This window comes from Dissulfurirhabdus thermomarina (assembly GCF_012979235.1).
Classification (GTDB): Bacteria; Desulfobacterota; Dissulfuribacteria; order Dissulfuribacterales; family Dissulfurirhabdaceae; genus Dissulfurirhabdus; species Dissulfurirhabdus thermomarina.
Map to the genome: position 1 here is coordinate 69003 of NZ_JAATWC010000006.1, position 24149 is coordinate 93151.

21 protein-coding genes and 1 tRNA gene are annotated in these 24149 nt (G+C 72.0%); all 22 read left to right on the forward strand.

What is annotated here, in order from left to right:
- Window positions 1-136: 136 nt before the first annotated feature.
- Window positions 137-2542, forward strand: a complete 2406-nt coding sequence (locus tag HCU62_RS08090) for a response regulator (protein WP_163297640.1) — start codon at window positions 137-139, stop codon at window positions 2540-2542.
- Between the two features lie 19 nt (window positions 2543-2561).
- Window positions 2562-4715: a glycoside hydrolase family 57 protein gene (locus HCU62_RS08095; protein WP_169755553.1), complete on the forward strand. Its 2154-nt coding sequence runs from the start codon at window positions 2562-2564 to the stop codon at window positions 4713-4715.
- A 168-nt stretch (window positions 4716-4883) separates the two neighbouring features.
- Window positions 4884-7232: a tetratricopeptide repeat protein gene (locus tag HCU62_RS08100; RefSeq protein ID WP_163299008.1), complete on the forward strand. Its 2349-nt coding sequence runs from the start codon at window positions 4884-4886 to the stop codon at window positions 7230-7232.
- Window positions 7229-8635, forward strand: coding sequence for a sigma-54 dependent transcriptional regulator (locus HCU62_RS12660; protein WP_309474819.1), 1407 nt, complete (start codon window positions 7229-7231; stop codon window positions 8633-8635). Before HCU62_RS08100 ends, HCU62_RS12660 begins: the two co-directional genes overlap by 4 nt.
- 25 nt (window positions 8636-8660) lie before the next feature.
- Complete coding sequence (gene flgB, locus HCU62_RS08110; protein WP_163299009.1) at window positions 8661-9101, forward strand: flagellar basal body rod protein FlgB; 441 nt, start codon at window positions 8661-8663, stop codon at window positions 9099-9101.
- Window positions 9098-9547 carry a flagellar basal body rod protein FlgC gene (gene flgC / locus HCU62_RS08115; protein ID WP_163299010.1) on the forward strand — a complete coding sequence of 150 codons (450 nt, stop codon included), beginning with the start codon at window positions 9098-9100 and terminating at the stop codon, window positions 9545-9547. The genes flgB and flgC overlap by 4 nt, the downstream gene beginning before the upstream one ends.
- Before the next feature lie 38 nt (window positions 9548-9585).
- Entirely contained in the window at window positions 9586-9876 is a 291-nt protein-coding gene (fliE, locus tag HCU62_RS08120; RefSeq protein ID WP_163299011.1) for a flagellar hook-basal body complex protein FliE, read from the forward strand.
- Between the two features lie 178 nt (window positions 9877-10054).
- Window positions 10055-11686, forward strand: coding sequence for a flagellar basal-body MS-ring/collar protein FliF (gene fliF, locus HCU62_RS08125; RefSeq protein ID WP_163299012.1), 1632 nt, complete (start codon window positions 10055-10057; stop codon window positions 11684-11686).
- Window positions 11687-11689: 3 nt separating this feature from the next.
- A complete protein-coding gene (fliG, locus tag HCU62_RS08130; RefSeq protein ID WP_163299013.1) occupies window positions 11690-12700 on the forward strand; it encodes a flagellar motor switch protein FliG in 1011 nt (336 codons plus the stop codon).
- A gap of 34 nt (window positions 12701-12734) precedes the next feature.
- Window positions 12735-13547 carry a FliH/SctL family protein gene (locus tag HCU62_RS08135; RefSeq protein WP_169755554.1) on the forward strand — a complete coding sequence of 271 codons (813 nt, stop codon included), beginning with the start codon at window positions 12735-12737 and terminating at the stop codon, window positions 13545-13547.
- Between the two features lie 33 nt (window positions 13548-13580).
- Window positions 13581-14924, forward strand: coding sequence for a FliI/YscN family ATPase (locus tag HCU62_RS08140; protein WP_163299466.1), 1344 nt, complete (start codon window positions 13581-13583; stop codon window positions 14922-14924).
- A gap of 18 nt (window positions 14925-14942) precedes the next feature.
- Window positions 14943-15398 (forward strand): flagellar export protein FliJ, encoded by a 456-nt coding sequence (gene fliJ, locus HCU62_RS08145; protein WP_163299464.1) that lies wholly within the window; start codon window positions 14943-14945, stop codon window positions 15396-15398.
- An 85-nt stretch (window positions 15399-15483) separates the two neighbouring features.
- Entirely contained in the window at window positions 15484-16119 is a 636-nt protein-coding gene (locus HCU62_RS08150) for a MotE family protein (RefSeq protein ID WP_163299462.1), read from the forward strand.
- A 79-nt stretch (window positions 16120-16198) separates the two neighbouring features.
- Window positions 16199-16274, forward strand: a tRNA-Gly gene (locus HCU62_RS08155).
- Between the two features lie 163 nt (window positions 16275-16437).
- Window positions 16438-16920, forward strand: coding sequence for a ribosome maturation factor RimP (locus HCU62_RS08160; RefSeq protein WP_163299460.1), 483 nt, complete (start codon window positions 16438-16440; stop codon window positions 16918-16920).
- A gap of 61 nt (window positions 16921-16981) precedes the next feature.
- Window positions 16982-18340 carry a transcription termination factor NusA gene (gene nusA / locus HCU62_RS08165; RefSeq protein WP_163299458.1) on the forward strand — a complete coding sequence of 453 codons (1359 nt, stop codon included), beginning with the start codon at window positions 16982-16984 and terminating at the stop codon, window positions 18338-18340.
- 23 nt (window positions 18341-18363) lie between these two features.
- Window positions 18364-18630: a YlxR family protein gene (locus HCU62_RS08170; RefSeq protein ID WP_163299456.1), complete on the forward strand. Its 267-nt coding sequence runs from the start codon at window positions 18364-18366 to the stop codon at window positions 18628-18630.
- A gap of 27 nt (window positions 18631-18657) precedes the next feature.
- Window positions 18658-21327 carry a translation initiation factor IF-2 gene (gene infB / locus HCU62_RS08175; protein WP_169755555.1) on the forward strand — a complete coding sequence of 890 codons (2670 nt, stop codon included), beginning with the start codon at window positions 18658-18660 and terminating at the stop codon, window positions 21325-21327.
- Between the two features lie 15 nt (window positions 21328-21342).
- Window positions 21343-21657 (forward strand): DUF503 domain-containing protein, encoded by a 315-nt coding sequence (locus HCU62_RS08180; protein WP_163298056.1) that lies wholly within the window; start codon window positions 21343-21345, stop codon window positions 21655-21657.
- A 31-nt stretch (window positions 21658-21688) separates the two neighbouring features.
- Complete coding sequence (rbfA, locus tag HCU62_RS08185) at window positions 21689-22039, forward strand: 30S ribosome-binding factor RbfA (RefSeq protein ID WP_163298057.1); 351 nt, start codon at window positions 21689-21691, stop codon at window positions 22037-22039.
- 26 nt (window positions 22040-22065) lie between these two features.
- Window positions 22066-23121 (forward strand): DHH family phosphoesterase, encoded by a 1056-nt coding sequence (locus tag HCU62_RS12665; protein ID WP_163298058.1) that lies wholly within the window; start codon window positions 22066-22068, stop codon window positions 23119-23121.
- Complete coding sequence (gene truB, locus HCU62_RS08195) at window positions 23118-24122, forward strand: tRNA pseudouridine(55) synthase TruB (protein ID WP_163298059.1); 1005 nt, start codon at window positions 23118-23120, stop codon at window positions 24120-24122. Before HCU62_RS12665 ends, truB begins: the two co-directional genes overlap by 4 nt.
- The last annotated feature ends 27 nt before the right edge of the window (window positions 24123-24149 follow it).

Consider the following 24149-nt stretch of genomic DNA (forward strand, 5'->3'; position numbering starts at 1 on the left):
GGGCCTTCGTCGTTCGAAAAGGTCTCTTTTTCTTTGTATTTCCCGGGATACCGAAATCACGACAATATATTGAAATTCCGATAAATTAATTAGGAGTACCGGCCGAGAAGCGTTCCACTCCGAGCCGGGGCAGGGCATGAAGATCCTCATCGTCGACGACAATCCCGTGGACCGCGCCTTCCTGAGGGCCAACGTAGAGAAGCGCGGATGCGAGGCCGTCGAGGCCGGAAACGGCCTGGAAGGCCTCGAGATGGCCACCCTGCACCGGCCCGACGTCATCGTCTCGGACGTGCTCATGCCGGAGATGGACGGCTTCGAGTTCCTCAAGGCGGCCCGGCGCCGCCCGGAACTCCGCGACATCCCCTTCATCTTCTATTCCTCGGTCTACACCGGCGACAAGGAGGAGGACTTCGCCCGGGAGCTGGGGGCCGCCGCCTTCATCCGCAAACCCGCGGACCCCGAGGCCCTCTGGGCGCGGATCAACGCCATCCTCCAGGAGTGCCGGGTGAAACCCGCGGCCCCGCCGCCCGGGGCCGCCCCCGACGAGACCCGCTTCTTCAAGAAGTACAGCGGCATCGTGGCCGCGCGCCTCGAGGAGAAGGTCCGGGAGCTCGAGGAGGCCAAGGCCCGGCTGGAGGAGAGCGAGCGCTTCTACCGCAACCTCTTCGGCAGCCTCCGCGACGTGGTGATCATCACCGACCCGGACCGCCGCATCCTTGACGCCAACCAGCCCGCCCTCCGGGAGACCTTCGGCTACGAGCGGGAGGAGATCCTCGGCCGGGACGTGGGCCTCCTCTACGAGGAACCGGCCCCGCGGGGCGGAGAGTCGGCCCCCGCCGTCTTCGGCGAACCCCGGGAAGGGGCCGCCCAGGTGGACTTCCGGCGCAAGGACGGCGGCCGGTTCACCGGCGAGCTCCACCTCCAGGAGATGCGGGACGAAGACGGCCGCCCCCTGGGCAAGATCGGCGTCATCCGGGACGTCTCCGACCGGCGGCGGACCGAGCGCCTCATCAAGAAGATCCTCGAGAGCGTGGGGGAGGGCTTCGTCCTCATCGACCCCGACTACCGCATCGTCTGCCCCAACCTGGCCTACTGCCACCTGGCGGGGGTCGCCGACGCCGAGTCCCTCAAGGGCCGCCACTGCTACGAGGCCTCGCACCACAGCGACCGGCCGTGCTGGGAACGGGGCGAGGCATGCCCGGTGAAGGTCACCTTCGAGACGGGGGAACCGCACGCCGTGGTCCACCGCCACTTCGACGAGGACGGCCGGACCGGCTACGTGGAGGTCCACTCCTACCCCCTCCGCGACGACACCGGCCGGATCGTCTCGGTGATCGAGATCATGAACGACATCACCGAGAAGCGGGAACTCGAGGAACAGCTCCGCCACTCGCAGAAGATCCAGGCGGTGGGAAAGCTCGCCGGCGGCATCGCCCACGACTTCAACAACATCCTCACGGCCATCATCGGCTTCGGCAGTCTCCTCCAGGCCCGGATGCGCCCGGACGACCCCCTGCTCTCCTACGTCCGCCAGATCCTCGCCTCGGCCGAGAAGGCGGCGAGCCTCACCCAGAGTCTCCTCGCCTTCAGCCGGAAACAGGTCATCCAGCCGGAACCCGTCCGCCTGAACACCATCATCCGCAACATGGAGGGGCTCCTCGCCCGCCTGGTGGGGGAGGACATCCGGGTCGAGACGGACCTCTCCCCCGCCGACCCCACCATCCTGGCCGACAGCGGCCAGATCGACCAGGTGCTCATGAACCTCGCCGCCAACGCCCGGGACGCCATGCCCGGCGGCGGTGTCCTCCACGTTGCCACCGATGTCGTCACCCTCGACGCGGAGTTCGTCCGCGCGCGGGGCCGCGGCCAGCCGGGGCCCCACGCCCTGCTCCGGGTCACCGATACCGGTACGGGGATGACCGAGGAGGTCAAGGACCGGATCTTCGAGCCCTTCTTCACCACCAAGGACATCGGCCAGGGGACCGGGCTCGGCCTCGCCATGGTCCACGGGATCGTGGAACAGCACAAGGGCCACATCGACGTCCGGAGCACCCCCGGGCAGGGGACGGAGTTCTCCATCTACTTACCGCTCAGCCCCGTCCCGGCCCGGGAACCCGAGGCCGAGACCGACGAGGTCCCGGAACCCGGGGGCGAGACGGTGCTCCTGGCCGAGGACAACCCCGAAGTCCGGACCCTCCTCACCGAGATCCTCCAGGACTACGGCTACGAGGTGCTCCTGGCCGAGGACGGAGAGGAGGCCCTGGAGGTCTTCGACCGGCACCGCGGCGAGGTGGATCTCCTCCTCTTCGACCTCATGATGCCGCGGCTCGGCGGCCGCGAGGCCTTCCAGGCCATCCAGGCCCGAAAACCCGGGATCCGCGTGGTCTTCATCAGCGGTTACGCCACGGACTACGCCTACAAGAAGGGCCTCCTCGAGAAAGGCGCGGTCTTCGTCTCGAAGCCCGTCTCGCCCAACGAGCTCCTGAAGGCCATCCGCGAGGCCCTGGACCGGGCCCCGACCCGCCGGGAGGGCGCCGCCTGACCCCGCCGCCCCGCGCCCCATGTCCGCGCCGCCCCCCGCCCTCGAACTCCACCGGGTGATCCTGCCGGGCGGCCGCCCGGGCCTCCGGTGCCGGTGGCACCTGGCCACGCCGCCCGGGGCGGCCCCGCACGTCCACCTGTACCGCCTCCGCGGCCGCGCCCCCGCCCGCCCGGTCCGGGTCCTGGAGGCGAGGACGCCCTCCGGCCGGACCGACCTCCTCTGCCCCGGCCCCGGCCGCTACGAGGCCCGGCTCCACCCGGACGGGTACGGGGACGGGCCGCCCCTGGCCGTGTCAAACCGGGTCCGCGTTCCGGCTGGGCCCCGGTGGTGCCGGCTCTTGCCCGCGGACGCCCGGACCCTGGTGGCCGCCTGGGGCCCGCTGCCGGCCGTCGGCCCCCTGGTGGTCCAGCTCTTCCGGGACATGGACGGCCGCCTGGAACCGGCCGGTGAGACTCCCGTCCCGGCCGGCGCCGGCCACGTCGTGCTCCCCGCGCTCCCGGGCGCCGCCTACCGGGTGCGGCTGGCGCGGGTGACCCGCGGGGGCCGCCGGCGCCCCCTCACCCCGTGCTCCCGGCCGGTCCAGGCCGGTCCCGCGGCCACGGGAACAAGCCCGGTGATCTTCCGCCGCCCGCCGGCCCTCCCGGGCGGGCCCCCGCCGGCGGAGACCGGGGCCCCGGGCCAGGTCCTCCTCCACCTCCACGCCCATCTTCCCTGGATGCCCCCCTTTCCGGAGGCGCAGGGAACCGGCTGGCGGCCGAGGGGCTACCCCGAGGAATGGCTCCCGGAGGCCCTCTGCGGGGTCTACCTCCCCCTGATCCGCTGCCTCGAGGCGCTCCGGGCAGCGGGGGTCCCGTTCCGGCTCTCCATGGACCTTTCGCCCCCGCTGCTCTGCATGCTCCGGGCACCCGGGCACCGGGCGGCGTTCCGGCGGTACATGGACCGGATGACCGCCCTGGCGGAATCGGAGGTCCGCCGCACCCGGCGGGAGGCCCCCGCCTTCCACGCCGCGGCCCGGATGCACCTGGCCCGCTGCCGGGAGGCCATGGACTGCTACGAGCGCCACGGGGGCGACGTCGCCGGGGCCCTCCGGGCCTTCGCCGAGGCGGGTGTCGTGGAGCTGGCCACCTGCCCGGCGGCCCACCCCGTCCTCCCCCTCTTCACGGACGCACCCGAGGCGGTGGAGGCCCAGGTGGCCCTGGCGGTCCGGGCCCACGAGGCGGCCTTCGGCCGCCCCCCCGCCGGGGCCTGGCTCCCGGAGTGCGCCTACGCGCCGGGCCTCGAGGCCGTGCTGGAGGCCCACGGCCTCCGCTACTGCTTCGTCGAGTCCCTCGCCGTCCTCCTGGGCAGCGCCCCGGCGGCCCGCGGGGTCTTCGCCCCGGTCCTCCTGGGTGAAAGCACGGTGGCGGCCTTTCCCCGCGACCCCGAGACCGGCCTCCGGGTCTGGTCCGCCGACGCCGGCTACCCCGGGCACCCGGCCTACCTGGACTTCCACCACCGCGGCGGTCCCCTCCGCTACCTCCGGGTGACCCGGCGGGACTCGGACCGGAAGGCCCCCTACGACCCGGAGGCCGCCCGCCGGACCGCCCGGGCCCACGCCGCCCACTTCGCCGTGCTTCTCCAGCGGCGGCTGCAGCGGGCCGGGGCCGGGCTCGACCTCCCCCCGGTGGCCACGGCGGTCTACGACGCCGAGCTCTTCGGCCACCACTGGTACGAGGGGCCGGTCTTCCTCCAGGCCTTCTTCGAGGCCCTGGCCGGCATGCCCGGCGCCCCCCGGCCCGTCACCGCCTCGGAGGTCCTCGCCGGGCGCCCGCCCCTCCAGGCCATGACACCCTGCGCCTCCACCTGGGGGGCCGGCGGCGGGCTGGCAAGGTGGCTCCACCCGGAGGCCGGCGCCTGGATGACCCGGTGCCTCCACGAGGCCCTCGCCGACTGGCGGGCCGCGGCCGACCCGCCCCCGCTGGCGGCCGCCGGAGCGCTCCTGGCCGCCATGGGGAGCGACGCCGCCTTCCTCATGGCCGCCGGCCACTTCTCGGACCGCATGGAGGCGGACTTCCGGGAACGGCTGAATCGGTTCTGGCGGTGGCGCGACGTCCGGACCGACGAGGTCCCCGGCGAAGGGGCCGCGGATCCCTGCGGGCCCTTCCGTCCCGCCGGCGGCTCGTCAATTTCCTGACAAAGGACCCCGCCGCGGCGCCACGGCCGTGCCGCCCGCGCCCGCCGAGCCGGGCCGTCCCCACCCTCCCCGCCGGGCGCCGTCCTGGCACATCGCTTGCTCTCCTTCGGGCGGACACGCCGCCCGGACCGGGACACCCCCCTCACCCGGGGCGGCGGACCGAGGACCATGCACCCACCCAAGGCGCCGATCCCACAGCCCGGCCCTGGCCGCCCCTTCGCCGCTCGGGCGGCGGCCCTGGCCGCCCTGCTCGTCCTCCTCGCCCCGCTCCCGGGCCGGGCGGCGGACGGCGGCAAGTCCGCCCCCTATCCCATCCCCTACGAAGTCCAGGCCGCCATGGAACACGAGGCCTGGCACAAGGCCCTCCAGGACATCGAGGAATTCATGGGTCGGCCGGACTTCGACCCGTGGCGGGGAGAGCGCCTCTACTTCGCCCGCATCCGCTGCCTCCTCTCCCTGGCGGAGGTGGGCGCCGCCGAGTACTGGGACGCCATCGACGCCCTCACCGAATTCGTCCACCGCTTCCCGGATTCCCCCCGCCGCATGGAGGCCTACTACGACCTCGGCCGAGCCTACGCGGCCGTGGGGTTCCACCCGGAGGCCTTGGCCTACTGGAAGATGGTGGCCCACGACGCCCCCGAGGACCCCGTGGCCGCCAAGGCCCTCCTGGACGCGGCGGAGCTCCTCCAGCGGCTGGGCCGCGAAGACGAGGCCCGCCACCTGCTCGAACGAACCGTCAGTCAATATCCCGACACCTACGAGGCCAACCGGGCCCGCCTGGCCCTGGGGATCCTCGCCCTGGAGGCCGGGGACACCGAGGCGGCCGAGGCCCGGCTCCGCGAGTTTCGCCGCCGGCACCCCAAGAGCGCCCGCGTGGAGCCCGAGGCTCTCTACCTGGAGGGCCGCCTCGCGGAGATCCGGGGGGACGGGGCCACCGCCCGCCGACTCTGGATCCACTACCTGAACCTCGTGGGCGGCGTCCGGCCCCGGGCGGAGATCCTCTTCCGGATCGCCGAGAGCTTCCGCCGGGAGGGACGCCCCCTGGACGCCCGCAAGTACTACCTCGTCCTCAAGCACGACTACCCGGAGCAGCCGGAGGCCCTCTTCGGCCGTTTCCGCCTGGCCCAGATGGAGGGGCGGGGCCTGTCGCTGCTCCAGCCCGGCGCCGCCGCCCGCGACCGCAGGAGACGCACCACCCGGCTCCTCTCGGACATCCTCACCCGCTACCCCCGCCATCCCCTCACCCAGGAGGTGCGCCTCGAACTCATGCGGCTCCACCTGGCCGGCGGCCGGTACGTGGACGTCCTCTCCCTCGGCCGCGACTTCGTCCGCTTCACCCCCGCCAGCCGCCTCATGCCCGAGGCCGTGCGCCTCGTGGACGCGGCCTGCGGCGCCCTGGAGCGGACCCCCCAGCCCCTGGAATCCCTGAAGGAGGCCGTGGGCTTCGGGGCCGCCTTCCTGGAGCGCTTCGGCCCCACCCCCATCACGGACCGGGTCCGCGCCGACCTGGAGACGCTCTGGCCGAGGCTCATCCGGGCCCTCTTCGCCCGGCAGGAGTTCCGGGCCGCCTTCGAGTCGGCCTGGGCCTGCCGGCTGGCCCTGCCGAGGAGCCGGCGCCTGCCGGAGATCAAGGCCCTCGGCGAACGATCGCTCCTGGCCTTCGACCGGCAGCTCCTGGCCCGCAAACGCCCCCTGGACCTGGCCAACTACCATTTCGCCCACGAGACGGTCATGGATGCCGTGGCCTCCCCCATGCACTCCTTCTACCTGGGGCGGGCCTGGCGGGAGCTGGGCTGCCCGGATGCGGCCCTCCGCGCCTTCTTCCATGCCTGGCGGCTCGAGCCGAAGGACCGCGACGACGGGGTGGAACTCCTTCTCACCTGGGCCGAGACCGCCATGGACGCGGGAGACCCGAAGGCGGCCGGCGACGTCCTCCGCCTGCTCGAGGTCCTGGCGCCCCGGGAGACCCGAAACCCCTGGGCCGCCCTCCTGCGGGCCCGGTGCGCGGCGGCGGGGGGGGACTGGCCGGGGGCCCTGGCCGCCTACGACCGGGCCCTGGCCGAGGCGAAGACCCCGGGCATCCGAGCCGACGCCCTGGCAGGCGCCGTGGAGGCCGCCGCCCGCGCCGGCCGGTGGCGGCGGCTCCGGGCCCTCCGGCCCGTTATGGACCGGGAGCTGCCGCCCGAGCGCCGGCGCCCGCTCTACGTGCTCTGGGGCGACGCCGCCCTTCGGGCCGGGCGCCCAGGCGAGGCCCGCTCGGCCTACGAAGGCGCGGCGGCCCTGGGAGAAGCCCCCGACGCCGCCCTGGCGGTCCGGCTGGCCCTGGCGCTCGAGCAGGAAGGCCGGCTCGCCCCCGCCCGGGAACGGCTGGAGGCCGGCGGCGGCGCGCCCGACTCCATCTGGACCCAGGCCCGGGCGGTGCTGGCCCAGAACCTGGCCTTCTGGGACGGCCCGGCCGGCCTCTTTCGTGCCGACCTCCACCGGGCCCCCGGGGCCGCCGGGAGGGCCGCCAAGTGACCGCCGCCGCCGGCCGCCACGGACTCCGCGTCCTGGTGCTCGCGCCGGGGCCCCGGGAACGCCTCCTCCTCCAGGAGCACCTCGAGGCGACGGGCCACGAGGTCTCCGCGGCCCCCGACCTCGCCGCCGCCTCGGCCCTCCTGGAGCGCGGGGAGCACGACGCGGCCCTGGTGTGGCACGAGGCGGGCGTCCAGGACGGCCTGGCCGCCCTCGAGGCCCTGGCGGGGCGTGGGGGCGGCCGGGCGCCCATCCTCCTCGCCGCGGCCCGCGCGGCCATCGAGGACGCGGTGGCCGCCATGCGGCTCGGCGCCGCCGACGTCATGACACCCCCCTTCGCCCCCGACACCCTGGCCCTGGCCCTGGCCCGGGCCGTGGAGACCACCGGGCGGACCCCCGGCGCGGCGGGAGCGCCCCCCGAAGCGCCCGCCCCCGCCGGCGCCCCACGCCGCGCGGAGGACCGCCACCGGCTCCTCACGGCGAGCCCCGCCATGGAGGCCATCCTGGCCCGGGCCCGCAGCGTGGCCCCGAGCCGGGCGGCGGTGCTCATCCAGGGGGAGAGCGGCACCGGCAAGGAACTCCTCGCCCGTTACATCCACCGCCACAGCGACCGGGCCGGCGGCCCCTTCGTGGCCGTCAACTGCGCGGCGCTGCCGGAGACCCTCCTCGAGAGCGAACTCTTCGGCCACGAGAAGGGGGCCTTTTCCGGGGCCGTCCGGCGCAAGGCCGGGCGCTTCGAACAGGCCGACGGCGGCACCATCCTGCTGGACGAGATCACCGAGATGGCCCCCACCCTCCAGGCGAAGCTCCTGCGCGTCCTGCAGGAAGGGGAGGTGGACCGCCTCGGCGGCACGGCGCCGGTCCCGGTGGACGTGCGGGTCATTTCGACCACCAACCGGGAAATCCTTGCCGCCGTCCGCAAGGGGGACTTCCGGGAAGACCTCTACTTCCGGCTCAACGTGATCCCCTTCCGCGTCCCGGCCCTCCGGGAGCGGCCCGAGGACATCCCCTTCCTGGCCGAGCACTACCGGGCCCGGTTCTGCGCGGAGTACCGCCGGGGGGAGCTGGCCTTCGCCGAGGGCGTCCTGGAAGAGCTGGCCCGCCGCCCCTGGGCCGGCAACGTCCGGGAACTCCGCAACGTGGTGGAACGCGGGGTCCTCTTGGCACAGGATTCGCACATCACCCTGGCGGATCTCCTGGCGGACGAGGCGGAGGCCGGCCTTCCCGGGCCCGAGCCCGCCGGCGACACCGTCCTCAAGCTCGACGAGATGGAGAAGGCCATGATCCAGAAGGCCTTGGCACGGACCCAGGGCAACCGGACCCACGCCGCCAAGCTGCTGGGCATCAGCGTCCGGACCCTGCGGAACAAGCTGGCCGACTACCGGCGCGCCGGCCTGGTCCTGTAGCGCGGCGGTCACCGGAGGACGAGGCATGAAGACCCTCTTCGGCAGAACCTTCCAGGTCATGGAGAAGGCCCTGGACGTCTGCGCCCGGCGAAACGCCGTGATCACCGCCAACGTGGCCAACGTGGACACCCCCGGCTACCGGGCCCGCGACATCCCCTTCCGGGAGGTCATGGCCCGGTACCTTGCGAAGACGGACCCCACCGCCGGGGACGCACCGGGGCGGGCCGGCGCCCCCCCGGAGCTGGCCCGGACCCGGCCCGGGCACCTGCCGGGCCTCGCGCCGGAGGCGGATCGCCCGGACCCGGCCCGGACGGGCCGGGAGCGGGGCGTCCCCAACGACGTGGATCTCGACCGGGAGATGGCCCGCCTGGCGGAGAACAACCTCCGCTACCAGGTCATCGTCCGGTCCATGGCGAAATCCTTCGAGGAACTCAACCTCGCCATCACGGAAGGAGGCAAGTCGTGAACCTCTTCGCCGCCATCGACCTTGCGGGCGCGGGGCTCTCCGCCCAGCGGACCCGGCTGAACGTGGCCACCATGAACCTCGCCAACGCGCAGGTGACGCGAACGGTGGACGGGGGACCCTACCGGCCCCGGTCCGTGGTCTTCCGGGCCGTCCCCTACGCCCCGGACGCGGCCGCGGGCGCCTTCGGCCGGGCCCTGGCCGACGCGACGGACCGGCTTCAGAGCGTGGAGGTGGCCGGCATCGTGGAAGATCCGAACCCCTTCGTGGAGGTCTACGACCCGGATCACCCCGACGCCGACGCCGACGGCATCGTCCGCATGCCCAACGTGGACGTCCTCGAGCAGATGGTGGACATCATGGCCGCCAGCCGCGCCTACGAGGCCAATGCCACCGCCGTGGAGACCGCCAAGGCCATGACGCTCAAGGCGCTGGAGATCGCGGCCTGATCCCGCGGCCCCGCGAAGGCAGTCAAGGAGGCATGCCCATGAAGATCGACCCCACCCTGCCGGCCGCGGCGGGGCCCGCCGGCGCCGAAGCGGGGGCCCGAAAGGCCGGCGGCGGCTTCGCCGACATGCTCGAGCACGCCGTCGAGAAGGTGAACCGCTCCCTCCTCGAGGCGGACGACCTCCGGCGGCGCCTGGCCGCGGGCGAGCCCGTGGACGTGGCCCGCACCATGATCGCCACCACCAAGGCGGGCCTCTCGCTCCGGCTCCTGCTCCAGGTCCGGAACAAGGTCGTGAGCGCCTATGAAGAGATCATGCGGATCCAGCCCTAGCCGGCGGGCGACGGGTACGCCGCGATGACGACGGCATCCGAAGCACCGCGGCAGTCGGCGCATCTTGGCGACGCCTTCAGGCAGAGTTTGAAACGCCGCACCGGCGGACGGTCTGGAACACACGAGAGCCGGTGATCGTTTCGAGACCACCGACTTCTGGAGAAAGCGACCCCAAACCATGGCAACCGGCGACCCCCTGGCACAACTTCAAGGCATCTGGCGGCAACTCGACCTCCGGCAGCGCATCGTGAGCGGGCTGGTGATCCTCTTCACCTTCGCCGCCTTCGCCGGGCTCTACGTCTTCACGAGCCAGGCCACCTACGGCGTTCTCTACAAGGACCTCGCCCCGGAAGACGCCGCGGACATCGTGGAATGGCTGAAGACGGAGGGGATCCCCTACCGACTCTCCGGCGGGGGCACCGCCGTGGAGGTCCCCCAGGACAAGGTCTATGAGGCCCGGCTCTCCCTGGCCAGCAAGGGGCTCCCGAAGGGACAATCCGTGGGGTTCGAGATCTTCGACCAGAACCGGCTCGGGGCCACGGAATTCGTCCAGAAGGTGAACTACCAGCGGGCCCTCCAGGGCGAGCTGGAACGGACCATCGCCCGGTTCCCCCAGGTGGAGTCGGTCCGGGTGCACCTGGCCCAGCCGGAGGAGGCGGTCTTCGTGGCGGAGCGCCGGGAGCCCACCGCCTCGGTGGTGCTGCGGCTCAAGTCCGGCATGGCCCTTTCCGACGCCCAGGTTCGGGGCGTGGCCTTCCTGGTGGCCAGCGCCGTGCCGCGGCTCCAGATGGACAAGGTGTCGGTGGTGGACACCTCGGGCAACATCCTCTTCCCGGAGCGGCCGGCGGGCGGCACGGGGGACCACCCCACCACGGCCCAGCTCCAGTACCGCCGCAACCTCGAAAACTACTACAAGCAGAAGATCCAGAGTATGCTCGAGGACGCCCTGGGCCCCAGCAAGGCGGTGGCCCGGGTCTCCGCCGAGATCGACTTCGACGAGGTCAGCCTCAACGAAGACCGCTACGACCCCGACACCGTGGCCGTGCGAAGCGAACAGAAGGTGGTCGAGGGGGCGGCCGCCCCGGGGGCGCCCGGCGGCGTCCCGGGGGTCAAGGGCGCGCTGGCCGACAAGCTGCAGGGGAACCTCGGCGGGGGCGCCGCCGCGGCCGGGGCCGCCGGCACCCGGCGCGAGCAGAGCGTCACCAACTACGAGATCACCCGCCTCCAACGCCAGGTCCGGGGCGCCGTGGGCAAGATCAAGCGCCTGTCCGTGGGTGTCCTCGTGGACGGCACCTACAAGACCGACGAGAAGACGGGCCAGCGGGTCTACGTCCCTCGGACCCCGGAAGAGATGGCCAACCTCGAACGGATCGTGCGGGCCGCCATGGGCTTCAGCGACGACCGCGGCGACGAGCTGAGCGTCGTAAACGTCCCCTTCACCACCGAGGGCGGGGCCACGGGCGGCGGCATGGAGTGGCCGGAACTCGGCTCCCGGCTCCTCCGCCCCCTGGTCCACCTGGCCCTGGCGCTGGCCTTCATCGTCTTCGTCCTGAGGCCGCTCCTCAAGCGCTACGTCCTCCAGGCGCCGGGCGCCGGGCCGCGGGGACTCCCCGGCGGCGAGCCCCTCGAGGCCCTGGAAGAAGACCAAAAGGCACGGCTGGCCGCCCGGCGGCGGCGCGCGGCCCTCGGCCCCCTCCCCAGCGTGCACGAGGAACTCCGCGAGCTGGCGCAGGACTACCCCGAGCGGGCCGCGGCCCTCATCAAGGTCTGGCTGCGGGAGCCCTCCCCGGAAGAATCGGGGGGATCGTAGGCCATGGATCTCACCGACCCCAAGGGCGTAGAGAAGGCGGCCGTCTTCCTCCTCACCATGGGGGAGCAGTACACCGCCGAGGTCTTCAAGCACCTCAGCGAGGACGAGGTGCGCCGGGTCTCCCGGGTGATGGCCCATGTGACCAACATCCCCGGCGAGGCCGTGGAGAAGATCACCGACGAGGTCCGCACCAAGATGGCCCTGGTCCAGGGCGACATGGCCGTCTCGGTGGAGGACTTCCTGAAGAAGGTCCTCTACAACTCCATGCCCGAGGACCAGGCCGAGCGGATCCTCACGGACATCCTGCACCAGCTCCACCCCTCCACCTTCCAGAAGCTCACCAGCCTCGAACCCAAGGTGATCGTGAACTTCCTGCGCAACGAGCACCCCCAGACCATCGCGGTGATCCTGGCGCACCTGTCCCCGGAGCTTTCCGCCGCCGTGCTCGGGGAGCTGCCGGAGAAGATGCAGCACGAGGTGATCAAGCGCATCGCCACCCTCGACAAGATCAACCCGGACATCATCGCCGAGATCGACCGTGTTCTGGAGGAGGAACTCTTCACCGTGGAGATGAGCGACGCCACCAAGGTGGGTGGCACGGAGAAGGTGGCCGAGATCCTGAACAACGTGGACCGGACCCTGGAGGAGGGTATCCTCGAGAAGATCGAGTCGGAATCGGTGGAGATGGCCGAGGAGATCCGAAAGCTCATGTTCAAGTTCGAGGACCTCCTCGAGGTGGACGACACCGCCATCATCGCCATCCTCAAGGAGATCAGCACGGAAGAGCTCAAGATGGCCATCAAGGCGGCCAGCGAGGAACTCCGGGAAAAGTTCTACAGCAACATGTCCGAGCGGGCCTCCCAGATGCTCAAGGAAGACCTCGAGATCATGGGACCGGTCCGCCTGAAGGACGTGGAGATGGCCCAGCAGATGATCATCAAGGTGGCCAAGCGCCTGGAGAGCGAGGGCAAGATCGTCCTCGGCGGAAAAGGAGGCGACGAGATCCTTGTCTAGGATCTTCAAATCGCCCCGGTCCGGGGAAATCCCCGTGCGCCGCCTCCGGCTCCCCGAGGACCTCGAGGACGACGCCTCCTTCAACGCCCTCGCCCGGCTGGTCCCCGAGGACGAGGCGGCCTCGCCCCCTTCCCCGCCGGAGGAGACGGGCGTCGAAGAAGCGCCTTCCGCCCCCCCCGACCCCCGCCTCGAGGCCGAGCGTTTTCTCCAAGAGACCCGGCGCCGCGCGGAGGAGATCGAGAGCCAGGCCTACAACCAGGGGTTCGCCCAGGGCCGGAAGGACGGGGAAGAGCTGGGCCGGCGCCAGTACGAGGCCAGGGCCCAGCGCCTCCAGGAGATCATCCGGTCCCTGGAGGACCAGGTCCGGCGGATGCTCGCCAAGCACGAGGCCCAGGTGATCCGCCTCGCCACCGCCGTGGCCCGCGCCCTGGTACGCACCGAGATCCGCACCAACCCCGACGTCCTCCGGGTGGCCGTCCAGGCCGCCATGGAGCGGGTGGTGGAAGGCAGCCGCGTCCGGCTCCACCTTCACCCGAGGGACGCCGAGATCGTGGCCGAGCACTATGCCAGCGGCGCCGCCGCGCCCGGCCGGTCGTCCGTGGAGATCATCCCCGACCCCCAGGTCCGGCGCTCGGGCTGCCTCATCGAGACGGACTTCGGCCTCGTGGACGCCACGGTGGAGACGCGGTGGCAGGCCCTCAGCGAGGCCGTGGAAGAGCTGCTCCGGGAACGGACCCGCCTGCCCGCCGCCGACCTCCCCCTGGGCCCCCCGGAGGACCCGGCGCCGGAACCCGGACCGGCCGGCACCGCCCCCCCGGGCCCGGACAACGGCGGCGACCCCGCCTGAGCCCCGGGGCCGCCGGGGCCGAAAGGACCGCGTATGCCCGACCGACGCCCGCATATCGCCGCCCCCGCCGGCCTGGACCTCGCCCCCTACGTGGAGGCGGTCCGGCGGGCCAAGACCATCCAGTCGTGCGGCGTGGTCAACCAGGTGATCGGCATGGTGGTGGAGGGCCGGGGCCCGGGGGTCCCGGTGGGCGGCCTCTGCCGGATCGAGCTCCGGAGCGGCGAGCGCCTGCCGGCCGAGGTGGTGGGCTTCCGAGAGAACCGGGTCCTCCTCATGCCCCTGGGCGAGATGCGGGGGGTGGAGCCCGGGGCCAAGATCTGGGTCAGCGACACCCGGGCGGAGGCCGAGGTGGGCGAGGCCCTCCTCGGCCGCATCATCGGTGGGCTCGGCGCGCCCCTCGACGACAAGGGCCCCGTGGCGGCCGACCGGCGCTATCCCCTCTACGCCGCCCCCCTCAACCCCATGGACCGCCCCCGAATCGACGAGCCGGTGGACGTCGGGGTGGCCGCCATCAACGCCTGCCTCACCCTGGGCAAGGGCCAGCGGGTGGCCATCATGGCGGGCTCCGGCGTGGGAAAGAGCACGCTGCTCGGCATGATCGCCCGGCACACCTCGGCCGACGTGAGCGTCATCGGCCTCATCGGGGAACGGGGCCGGGAACTCCGGGACTTCATCGAGCGCGACCTCGGGCCCGAGGGCCTGGCACGATCGGTGGTGGTGGTGGCCACCTCGGACCAGCCTCCCCTCGTCCGGCTCCGCGGGGCCTACCTCGCCACCGCCGTGGCCGAGTACTTCCGCGACCAGGGCAAGGACGTCATCCTGATGATGGATTCCGTCACCCGCTTCGCCATGGCCTACCGGGAGGTGGGGCTGGCCATCGGCGAGCCCCCCACCTCCCGGGGCTACACCCCCTCGGTCTTCGGCCAGCTGCCGCGGCTCCTGGAACGGGCGGGCCGGCGCCGCGGCGCCGGCAGCATCACCGGCATCTACACGGTGCTCGTGGAGGGCGACGACATGAACGAGCCCATCGCCGACGCCATACGGGCCATCGTGGACGGGCACATCGTGCTCAGCCGGGAGCTGGCCCACCGGGGCCATTACCCGGCCATCGACGTCTTGGCCAGCATCAGCCGGATCATGCGCGACATCGCCGCCCCGGGCCAGATCCCCGCCTACCACCAGCTCATCCGGGTGCTCTCCAACTACCGCCGCGCCGAGGACCTCATCAACATCGGCGCCTACGTCAAGGGATCCAACCGGGAGGTGGACTTCGCCCTTCAGAAAATTGACGCGGTCCAGGCCTTCCTCCGCCAGGAGGTGGACCGGCGGGTCTCCTACGAGGAGAGCGTGGCGGCCCTCATCTCCCTCTTCCAGTAGCGCGAGGCCCCAAGGCCCATGCCCTTCCGATTCCGGCTCGCCCCCCTGCGCATGCTCCGCCGCCGCCGCCGCGAGCTGGCCGAGGCGGCCCTGGCCGAGGCCCTGCGCCGCCGGGACGAGGTCCGCGGGGCCCTCGACGACCTGCGCCGGGACATCCGGCGCGCCGGCGACGACCTCGACGCCCGGGCCCGGGAGGGCCTCCTCGCCTCCGAGTACCAGGCCCTGGCCGAACACATCGCCCGGCTCCGCGACGAGGCCGAGCACCTCGAGACCCGGCTGGCGGCGGTGGAGGCGGAGGTGCTGGCGGCCCGCCGTACCCTCGAACAGCGCCACCAGGACAGCGAAGTGGTGGAACGGCTCCGGCAGCGGGAGTACCGCCGCTACATCGAAGAGGAGGCCCGGGCGGAGCAGAAGGCCGCCGACGACCTCGCCTCGGGCCGCTACGCCCGGAACAAGAACGGCGGCCGGCAGTGACGCCTCCGCGCCGGTTGTGCCCGAAACTTGCAAGCATGACCGGGGTGAGACACGGACCGCCCGCGCCGCGGCCCCGGAATCGGACATGCACCGGAGACGCCCCACCGACATGGACAGCCTGAACCCCGCGCTCCTCCGAACCCTCTTCGGTGCGGGCCTCCTCAAGGCCCTGGCCGGAGCCGCCCTCCTGTGCACCCTGCTCACTTCGCCCAGGGCCGTGGCCACGGCCCAGGATCCCCCGGCGCCGCCCGCCCCAGCCCGGGCCACGGCCCCGGAGCACCGGGGCCAAGCCCAGGCCCGGGGCGAGATCCCCTGCCAGCCCGAGACCGCGGCCATCCTCGCCGCCCAGCTCCGTTCCCTCCGCGAACGGGAGGCCGAGATCCGGCGGCGGGCGGAGGAACTCGACCTCCTCCAAAACGACCTCACCGGCCGGCTCCGGGAGCTGCAGCGGCTCCAGTCCGGGCTCGAGCGCCCGGTGAAGAAGGCCAAGAAGCAGGCCGAGGCCCGGTTCGAGCACCTGGTGGGCGTCTACAGCGCCATGGACCCCCAGCGGGCCGCCCTCCTCCTGGGAAAGCTGGACGAGGCCACCGTGGCCAGGATCTTCGAGACCATGAAGAGCAAGAAGGTGGCCCGCATCATGACCTACCTCGACCCGGCCAAGGCCGCCCGGATCAGCCGCATGCTCTCCCACCACGGCATCCGCTTCGACAAGAAGTCCTGAGGCGCCGCGACCGCCGCCACGGCCCCCGGACGCCTTGACAAGCCGGCCGCCTCCCCTTAATATTCGCCTCGAAAACCGAGCGGGTGTAGCTCAGCTGGTAGAGTACAAGCTTCCCAAGCTTGGGGTCGCGGGTTCGAAGCCCGTCGCCCGCTCCATCCCTTATTGAGGTTTGCCCCGCTCCCGGGGGTCCGATATATCCGGGAAACGGCTTACTTCGATTAGTGGAAATCGCATTGATATTTCGTCTGTAGCTTCACGCATTCAAATATCAAGGACTTTCTGCTAAGGAAGTGGGCCCGGGGCCCACTTTATTTGTTTATGGCACCGGACGAGCTGGAACGGGAGGCCCGGGAGATCAGCCAGGCGGTGCGCCACCTGGCCGAGCCCCTGGTGCGGCAGGAGGGCATGGAGCTGGTGGACGTGCAATACCACGGCGGCCGGGGGGGGCGGCTCCTCCGCCTCGTCATCGACAAGCCCGGGGGGGTCACCGTGGACGACTGCGCCGAGGTGAGCCGCTGGGTGGGAGACGCCCTGGACGTCCACGACCCCGTCCCCGGTCCCTACCGGCTCGAGGTCTCTTCCCCGGGGATCAACCGCCCACTGACCCGGGAGGCCGACTTCGAGCGTTTCGCCGGAGAAAAGGTCCTCGTCCAGCTCAAGGCTCCGCTGGAGGGCCGAAAGACCTTCCGGGGCGTCCTCGAGGGCCTCTCGGACGGCGCCATCCGCCTCCGCGCCGTGGAGGGCGGCGAGGTCCGGCTGCCGCTGGGCATGGTGCGCAAGGCGCGGCTGGACATCCTCTAGGAGCAGGGCCGGGCGGCCGTTCTCGAACGGCCCCAACACTACAGAGCGGGGAACGACGCGAATGGGACTGGAACTCAAGCGAATCATCGACCAGGTGAGCAAGGAGAAGGGACTCGACCGGGAAATCCTCGTCTCGGCCCTCGAGGAGGCCATCAAGTCGGCGGTCAAGAAGCGCTACGGCGCCCGCCTCGAGCTGGAGGTCCACTACGACGAGGCCACGGGGGATCTGGAGGTCTTCCAGTTCCGCACGGTGGTGGAGGAGGTCGAGGACGACCAGACCGAGATCTCCATGGAGGAGGCCCGCGAGCTGGACCCCGACAGCGAGCTGGGCGACAGCATCGGGACCGCCATGGACATCTCGTCCCTCGGCCGGATCGCCGCCCAGTCCGCCCGGCAGGTCATCATCCAGCGGATGAAGAGCGCCGAGCGCGACCTCATCTACGAGGAGTACAAGGGCCGGGAGGGCGAGATCGTCAACGGCATCATCCAGCGCTACGAGCGGGGCAACGTCATCGTGAACCTCGGCCGCACCGAGGCCATTCTGCCCCACAGCGAGCAGATCTCCTCCGAGAGCTACCGCCGGGGCGACCGCCTCAAGGCCTACATCCTCGAGGTCCGAAAATCCACCACCGAGCCCCAGATCGTCCTCTCCCGCACCCACCCGAACTTCCTGGTCAAGCTCTTCGAACTGGAGGTCCCGGAGATGGCCGACGGCATCGTCCGGATCATGGGCGTCGCCCGCGACCCGGGCAGCCGGGCCAAGATCGCCGTGGCCTCCAGCGATTCCGACGTGGACCCGGTGGGGGCCTGCGTGGGGATGCGGGGCTCCCGGGTCCAGGCGGTGGTGCAGGAGCTTCGGGGGGAAAAGATCGACATCGTGCCGTGGAACCTCGACCCGGCCAAGTACGTCTACAATGCCCTGTCCCCGGCCGAGTGCTCGCGGGTCATCGTGGACGACGCCAACCAGGCCCTGGAGGTCATCGTCCCGGACGACCAGCTCTCGCTGGCCATCGGGCGCCAGGGGCAGAACGTGCGCCTGGCGGCGCGGCTCTTGGGCTGGCGGATCGACGTCAAGAGCGAGACCCGCTACATCCACCTCCAGGACCCGGACTACCGGGCCCTGCTGCGGATCCCGGGGATGACGGAGAACCTGGCCGACAAGCTCTACGACAACGACTTCACCTCGCCGGCCCGCCTGGCCGAGGCCGACCCCGAGGAACTGGCTGCCGCCCTGGAGCTGGAGCCGGAGCTGGCAGCCGAGCTGGTGGAAGGCGCCCGGAACCTCCCGCCGGAGAGCGAGACGGACGAGGAGACGGGCGGCGAAGAAGGCGAAGAAGACGAGGCCGCGGGGGCCGGAGCCGCCGCCCAGGCGGCGGAGGAGGCGGCGCCCGCCGAGGCCCCGGAGGAGGAGACGGCCTGAACCGGCCGGCCGTCACCGAGGCCATGACAGCACCGACGCGGACGTGCATCGCCTGCGGCCGGAAGGCCGAAAAGAACCGGCTGATTCGCCTGGTCGCCCGGGACGGGCGCGTCTGCCTCGACACCCGCGGCACCCTGCCGGGACGGGGCGCCTACGTCTGCGCCGGCGGCGGCTGCCTCGAGCGGCTGGCACGAGACCGGCGGGGCCGGCTCCACCGGGCCTTCCGGGGCCCCGTGGAGCCGGGAGACCTGGTTGCGGCGGCGGAGGCGCAACCCGCACCGCGGCACTGAAACCATTTTCGGGGGAAAGTAGACAGCATGGGAAAGGTAAGAGTCCACGAGCTGGCCAAGGAATTCGGCTTGACCAGCAAGGAGATGGAGGCCCGGGTCCGCGAGCTCGGCTTCGAGATAAAGAGCTACATGAGCACCCTCGAGGACTACGAGGTGGACGCCATCCGCCGGAAGATGCGCGGCGGGGGCGAGGCGGCCGAGGCAACCGGCGGGGACAAGCCCCGGGCCAAGAAGGTCATCCGGCGCCGCCACCAGGTCTTCCGGATCAAGAAGATCATCAAGGGCGGGACCGAGACCGAGGTCGCGCCCTCCGAGGCGGCCGCCCCCGGGGGCGAGACGCCGGAGACCCCGCCCCCCTCCCCCGAGCCGGCGCCGGCCGCCGAATCGGCACCAGCCGCCGCGGCGGAACCCCCCGCCGCCGCGGCGGAGGCCGAAGGGCCTCCGGCCCCGGAGGAGCCCGAAGCGCCGCCCCCGGGGAAAAGCGCCGCCCCCGAACCCGAGGCCGCCAAGACCTTCGTCAAGATCCTCGACCATCCGCGGATCGTCCTGCCCGAGCCCGCCGCGCCGCCCCCCCAGAGCCGGCGCACCCAGCCCCCGGGCGGGGAATTCGAGGCCACCGGCCAGCCCCTGGCCTCCGACATCCCCCCCACCGACAAGAAGGGGAAGAAGAAGGGCAAGCGCGTGGTCCAGATCTCCACCATCACCGAGGACCGCGGCCGGAAACGGGCCCCGGGCCGCCGCATGAAGGAGCGGAAGAAGCCCATCAAGAAGCTCCTCGTGGAGGAGATCGACCTCGACGCCAAGGGCGCCCCCGTGGACGCCGGCCTCTCCCTCTCCCTCTCCGCCCGCAAATCCGCCAAGAGGCACCGCGGCGGCGGTGAGGCTGGAGCCGCCGGTGCCCCGAAGGAAGGCAAGCGCAAGATTCTCATCCACGAGACCATCCCCGTGGGAGAGCTCGCCAAGCGGATGTCCGTCAAGGCGGCCGACGTCATCATGAAGCTCATGGGGCTTGGCGTCATGGCCACGGCCAACCAGGCCATCGACTACGACGCCGCGGTGCTCGTGGCCTCCGAGTTCGGCTACGAGGTGGAGAAGCGGGCCGTGGCGGAGGACCTCCTCCAGGAAGAAGAGGTCCAGGGGGGCGAGCCGGTGCCGCGTCCCCCGGTGGTCACGGTCATGGGCCACGTGGACCACGGCAAGACCAGCCTCCTCGACGCCATCCGCAAGGCCGACGTGGTCTCCCAGGAGGCCGGCGGCATCACCCAGCACATCGGGGCCTACCACGTGCGCCTGCCCGCGGGGCAGGAGGTGGTCTTCCTCGACACCCCGGGGCACGCCGCCTTCACCGCCATGCGCGCCCGCGGGGCCAAGGTGACCGACATCGTCATCCTCATCGTGGCCGCCGACGACGGTGTCATGGCCCAGACCCGGGAGGCCATCGACCACGCCCGCGCGGCGGACGTGCCCATCATCGTGGCCATCAACAAGATCGACAAGCCGGACGCCAACCCCGACCGGGTGAAGAAGGAGCTGGCCGAGCTCGGCCTCATCCCCGAGGAGTGGGGCGGCCAGACCATCTTCGTGGAGATCTCCGCCAAGAAGAAGATCGGCATCGAGGCCCTGCTCGAGATGCTGGCCCTGCAGGCGGAGGTCATGGAGCTCAAGGCCGACCCGGTCCGGCCGGCCCGCGGCCACGTCATCGAGGCCCGGCTCGACAAGGGCCGGGGCCCGGTGGCCACGGTGCTCGTCACGGAGGGAACGCTCCGGACGGGCGACGCCGTGGTCTGCGGCCTCCACCACGGCCGGGTCCGGGCCATGCTGAACGACAAGGGCGTCCGCGTGGAGGAGGCCGGCCCCTCCATCCCCGTGGAGATCCAGGGCCTGTCCGGCGTCCCCGAGGCCGGCGACGAGCTGGCCGTGCTCTCCGACGAGAAGAAGGCCCGGGAGGTCGCCGAGTACCGGCAGATGAAGGCCCGGGAGGCGGAGCTCGCCAAGGCGGGCAAGGTCACCCTCGAGGGCCTCTTCGAGCGGATGCAGGAGCAGGAACTCAAGGAGCTCAACATCGTCCTCAAGGCCGACGTCCAGGGATCCGTGGAGGCCCTGGGAGAGGCCCTCCGGAAGATGAGCACCCCGGAGATCCGGGTCAACATCGTCCACAGCGGCATCGGGGCCATCTCCGAGTCGGACATCCTGCTCGCCTCCGCCTCCGGGGCCATCGTCATCGGCTTCAACGTCCGGCCCAACCCCCAGGCCAAGGCCCTGGCCGAGAAGGAAGAAGTGGACGTCCGGTTCTACGACGTCATCTACCAGGCCCTGGACGAGGTCCGGAACAGCATGGTGGGACTCCTCGAGCCGGTCTTCGAGGAGAAGGTCCTCGGGCAGGCAGAGGTCCGCGAGACCTTCCACGTCCCCAAGGTGGGCACCGTGGCCGGCTGCTTCGTCCAGGAGGGCGTGGTCCGCCGCAACGCCCAGGCCCGGCTCTTCCGGGACAACGTGGTGGTCTACAACGGCAAGATCGCCTCCCTGCGCCGCTTCAAGGACGACGTGAAGGAGGTGCAGGCGGGCTACGAGTGCGGTATCGGCCTCGAGCGATTCAACGACATCAAGGTCGGGGACATCATCGAGGTCTACCGCATGGAAGAGGTGGCGCCGGAGCTGGAGACGGCCCAGCCCGGCGGCGAGGGACAGGGAGGCTGAGGCCGCGGCCGGTCCGTGGTCGCACCCCCTGCCGGGCACATGGTCGTGGGCATCGCGCACATCCGGGTCCGCCTCCCGGAAAACCATTCCCTCAAGGGAAAGCGGCGGGTCATGCAGAGTCTCATGGGACAGGTCCGAAACCGCTTCGGGGTGGCCGTCTCGGAGGTGGCCGACCACGACGACTGGCAGCGGGGGACCATCGGCATCTCCGCGGTGGGCAACAGCCGGCCCGTCATCAACGGCGCCCTGGACAAGGTCCTCGACTTCATCGAGGGGACCTGCCTGGTGGAGGTCGTGGAGACGGACATCGAGATCCTCAACTTCTCCTGAAGGACCGCGAAGGCGAGCGAACCGAGAAATGATGCCGCACAAGTCACAGCGGGCGCGCCGGGTGGGCGACCTGATCCGCGACGAGATGGCCGATCTCCTCCAGCGCCGGATCAAGGACCCCAGGGTCCAGGGCCTCATCACGGTCATGGCCGTGGAGGTCACCGCCGACCTCCGCCACGCCCGGGTCCAGGTCTCGGTCCTGGGCGGGCAGGACCGCCGCGACGCGGCCATGGCCGGCCTGGAGAGCGCCAAGGGCTTCGTCCGCCGGGCCCTCGGCCGCCGGCTGGATCTCCGGCGGACGCCCGAGATCACCTTCAGCCTGGACCGTTCCCTGGACGCCCAGGAACGGATCCAGCGCCTGCTGGCCGGCGAGGCCGAGTGACCCCAGACGAGCGAGGAAACACCGCCGTGACCGAACCGACCTCCCAGACCGCCGCGCCCGGCCGATGCCGCCGGACCCCGCCGCAGTCGCCCCGGCCCGAGGCCCTGCGGCGCGTGGCCGCGCTCCTGGACGGCGGGGAGCGATTCGTCCTCACCTGCCACGCCCGGCCCGACGGGGACGCCGTGGGGTCCCTCCTCGGCCTCGGGCTCGCCCTGGAGGCGGCGGGGCGGGACGCCACGCTCTACATGGAGGCACCGGTTCCGCCGCACCTGGCGTTCCTGCCCGGGAGCGGGCGGGTGGTGACGGAACCGCCGGTGCCGCTCGCGCCCGGGACCGTGCTGGTGGTCTTGGACTGCGGGGAAGCCGGCCGGGTCGGCCGGGGGGGCGAGCGCCTCGCCCGAGAGGCCACCTCGGTGGTGGTCCTGGACCACCACCTCACCCAGGGGGAATTCGGCCGGGACGTGGTCCGGTACGTGGACCCTGAGGTCTTCGCCACCGGGGCCATCGTGCTCTGGGTCCTGAACGAGCTCGGCTGGCCCGTCTCCGCGGAGATCGCCACCAACCTCTACGCGGCCATCGTGAGCGACACCGGGGCCTTCCAACACAACAACACCACGGCCCTGGCCTTTGCCATGGCGGAGTACCTGGTCAGCCGGGGGGCCGATCCCTCCGGGGTCGCCCGCGCCCTCTACCAGAGCTGGCCGGAAAGGCGGCTCCGCCTCCTGGGCCTCGTCCTCCACACCCTCGAGGTCCGGGCCGGGGGGCGCATCGGCCTCCTCCAGGCCACGCCGGAGATGTTCCGGACCACGGGCGCCCGGGAGGCCGACACGGAAGACTTCGTCAACTACTGCCGCAGCATCGACTCGGTGGAGGTGGCCGTCTTCATCCGGGAGGTCCACGCCGGCAACGTGGCCGTCAGCCTCCGCTCCAAGACCACCTACGACGTCGCCGCACTGGCCCAGGAATTCGGCGGCGGCGGCCACTTCCACGCGGCGGGCTTCCGCCGTTCCGGCAGCGCGGGCGAGATCCGGGCGCTCCTCCTGGAACGCCTCGCCCGGGACTTCGACGACCTCCGGCCATGAACGGCGTCCTGGTCCTCGACAAGCCCGTGGGCGTCACCTCCTTCCGGATGGTCCGGGAGGTGCGCCGGATCGCCGGCATCCGGCAGGTGGGCCACACCGGGACCCTCGACCCCATCGCCTCCGGGGTCCTCCCCCTCTGCCTCGGCCGGGCCACCAAGATCTCCCGCTTCATCATGGCCGGGCACAAGGTCTACGAGGGCACCCTGCACCTGGGGGTCAGCACCGACACCTACGATGCGGCCGGGCGGGAGACCGGGCGCCGCCCGGTGCCCGCGCTCTCCATGGACGACCTCCGGCGGGCCGCCGCCGCCCTCACGGGGCGCCTCCTTCAGGCACCCCCGCCGTTCTCGGCGGTGAAACACCAGGGACGTCCCCTTTACAAGCTGGCCCGCAAGGGCATCCACGTGGAGAAACCCCCCCGGCGCATCGAGGTCTTCGCCTTCGACATCCTCGGGGCGGACCTCCCCCGGGTCCACTTCCGGGTCCACTGCACCAAGGGAACCTACGTCCGCTCCCTGGCCCACGAGTTCGGAACGGCCCTGGGCTGCGGCGCCCACCTGGCGGCCCTGCGCCGGACGCGAAGCGGCCCCTTCGCCGAGGACGCGGCGCTCCCCCTGGAGGAGGCCCGACGGGCCGCCGAGGCCGGCCGGCTCGAAGAACTCCTGGTGCCCACCACCGCGGCCCTGGACCACATCCCGGCGGTGGAGATCGACGGCGGCATGGCCCTGGAACTGAGAGAAGGACGGCCGGTCCCACTGGGCCGGCTCCGGAGGGCCTTGGAGGCCCAAGACATCCAGCCGGCCCCGGGCGTCCCCTACGTGCGGCTCCTGGCCGAGCCGCCGGCCGGCGCCCCACCGGAACTCGTGGCCGTGGCGGCCTGGCCCGAGCCCGGCGAGTCCCCCGGGGCCCGGGTCCGGACCCTGAAGGTGTGGCCCCGGTCCGACGACGGCGCACCGGAGGCCCTGGACCGACCTCCAAGGGCCCTGCGGAAAAAACCATGAAACCGATCCCGACCGGCACGGACCCGC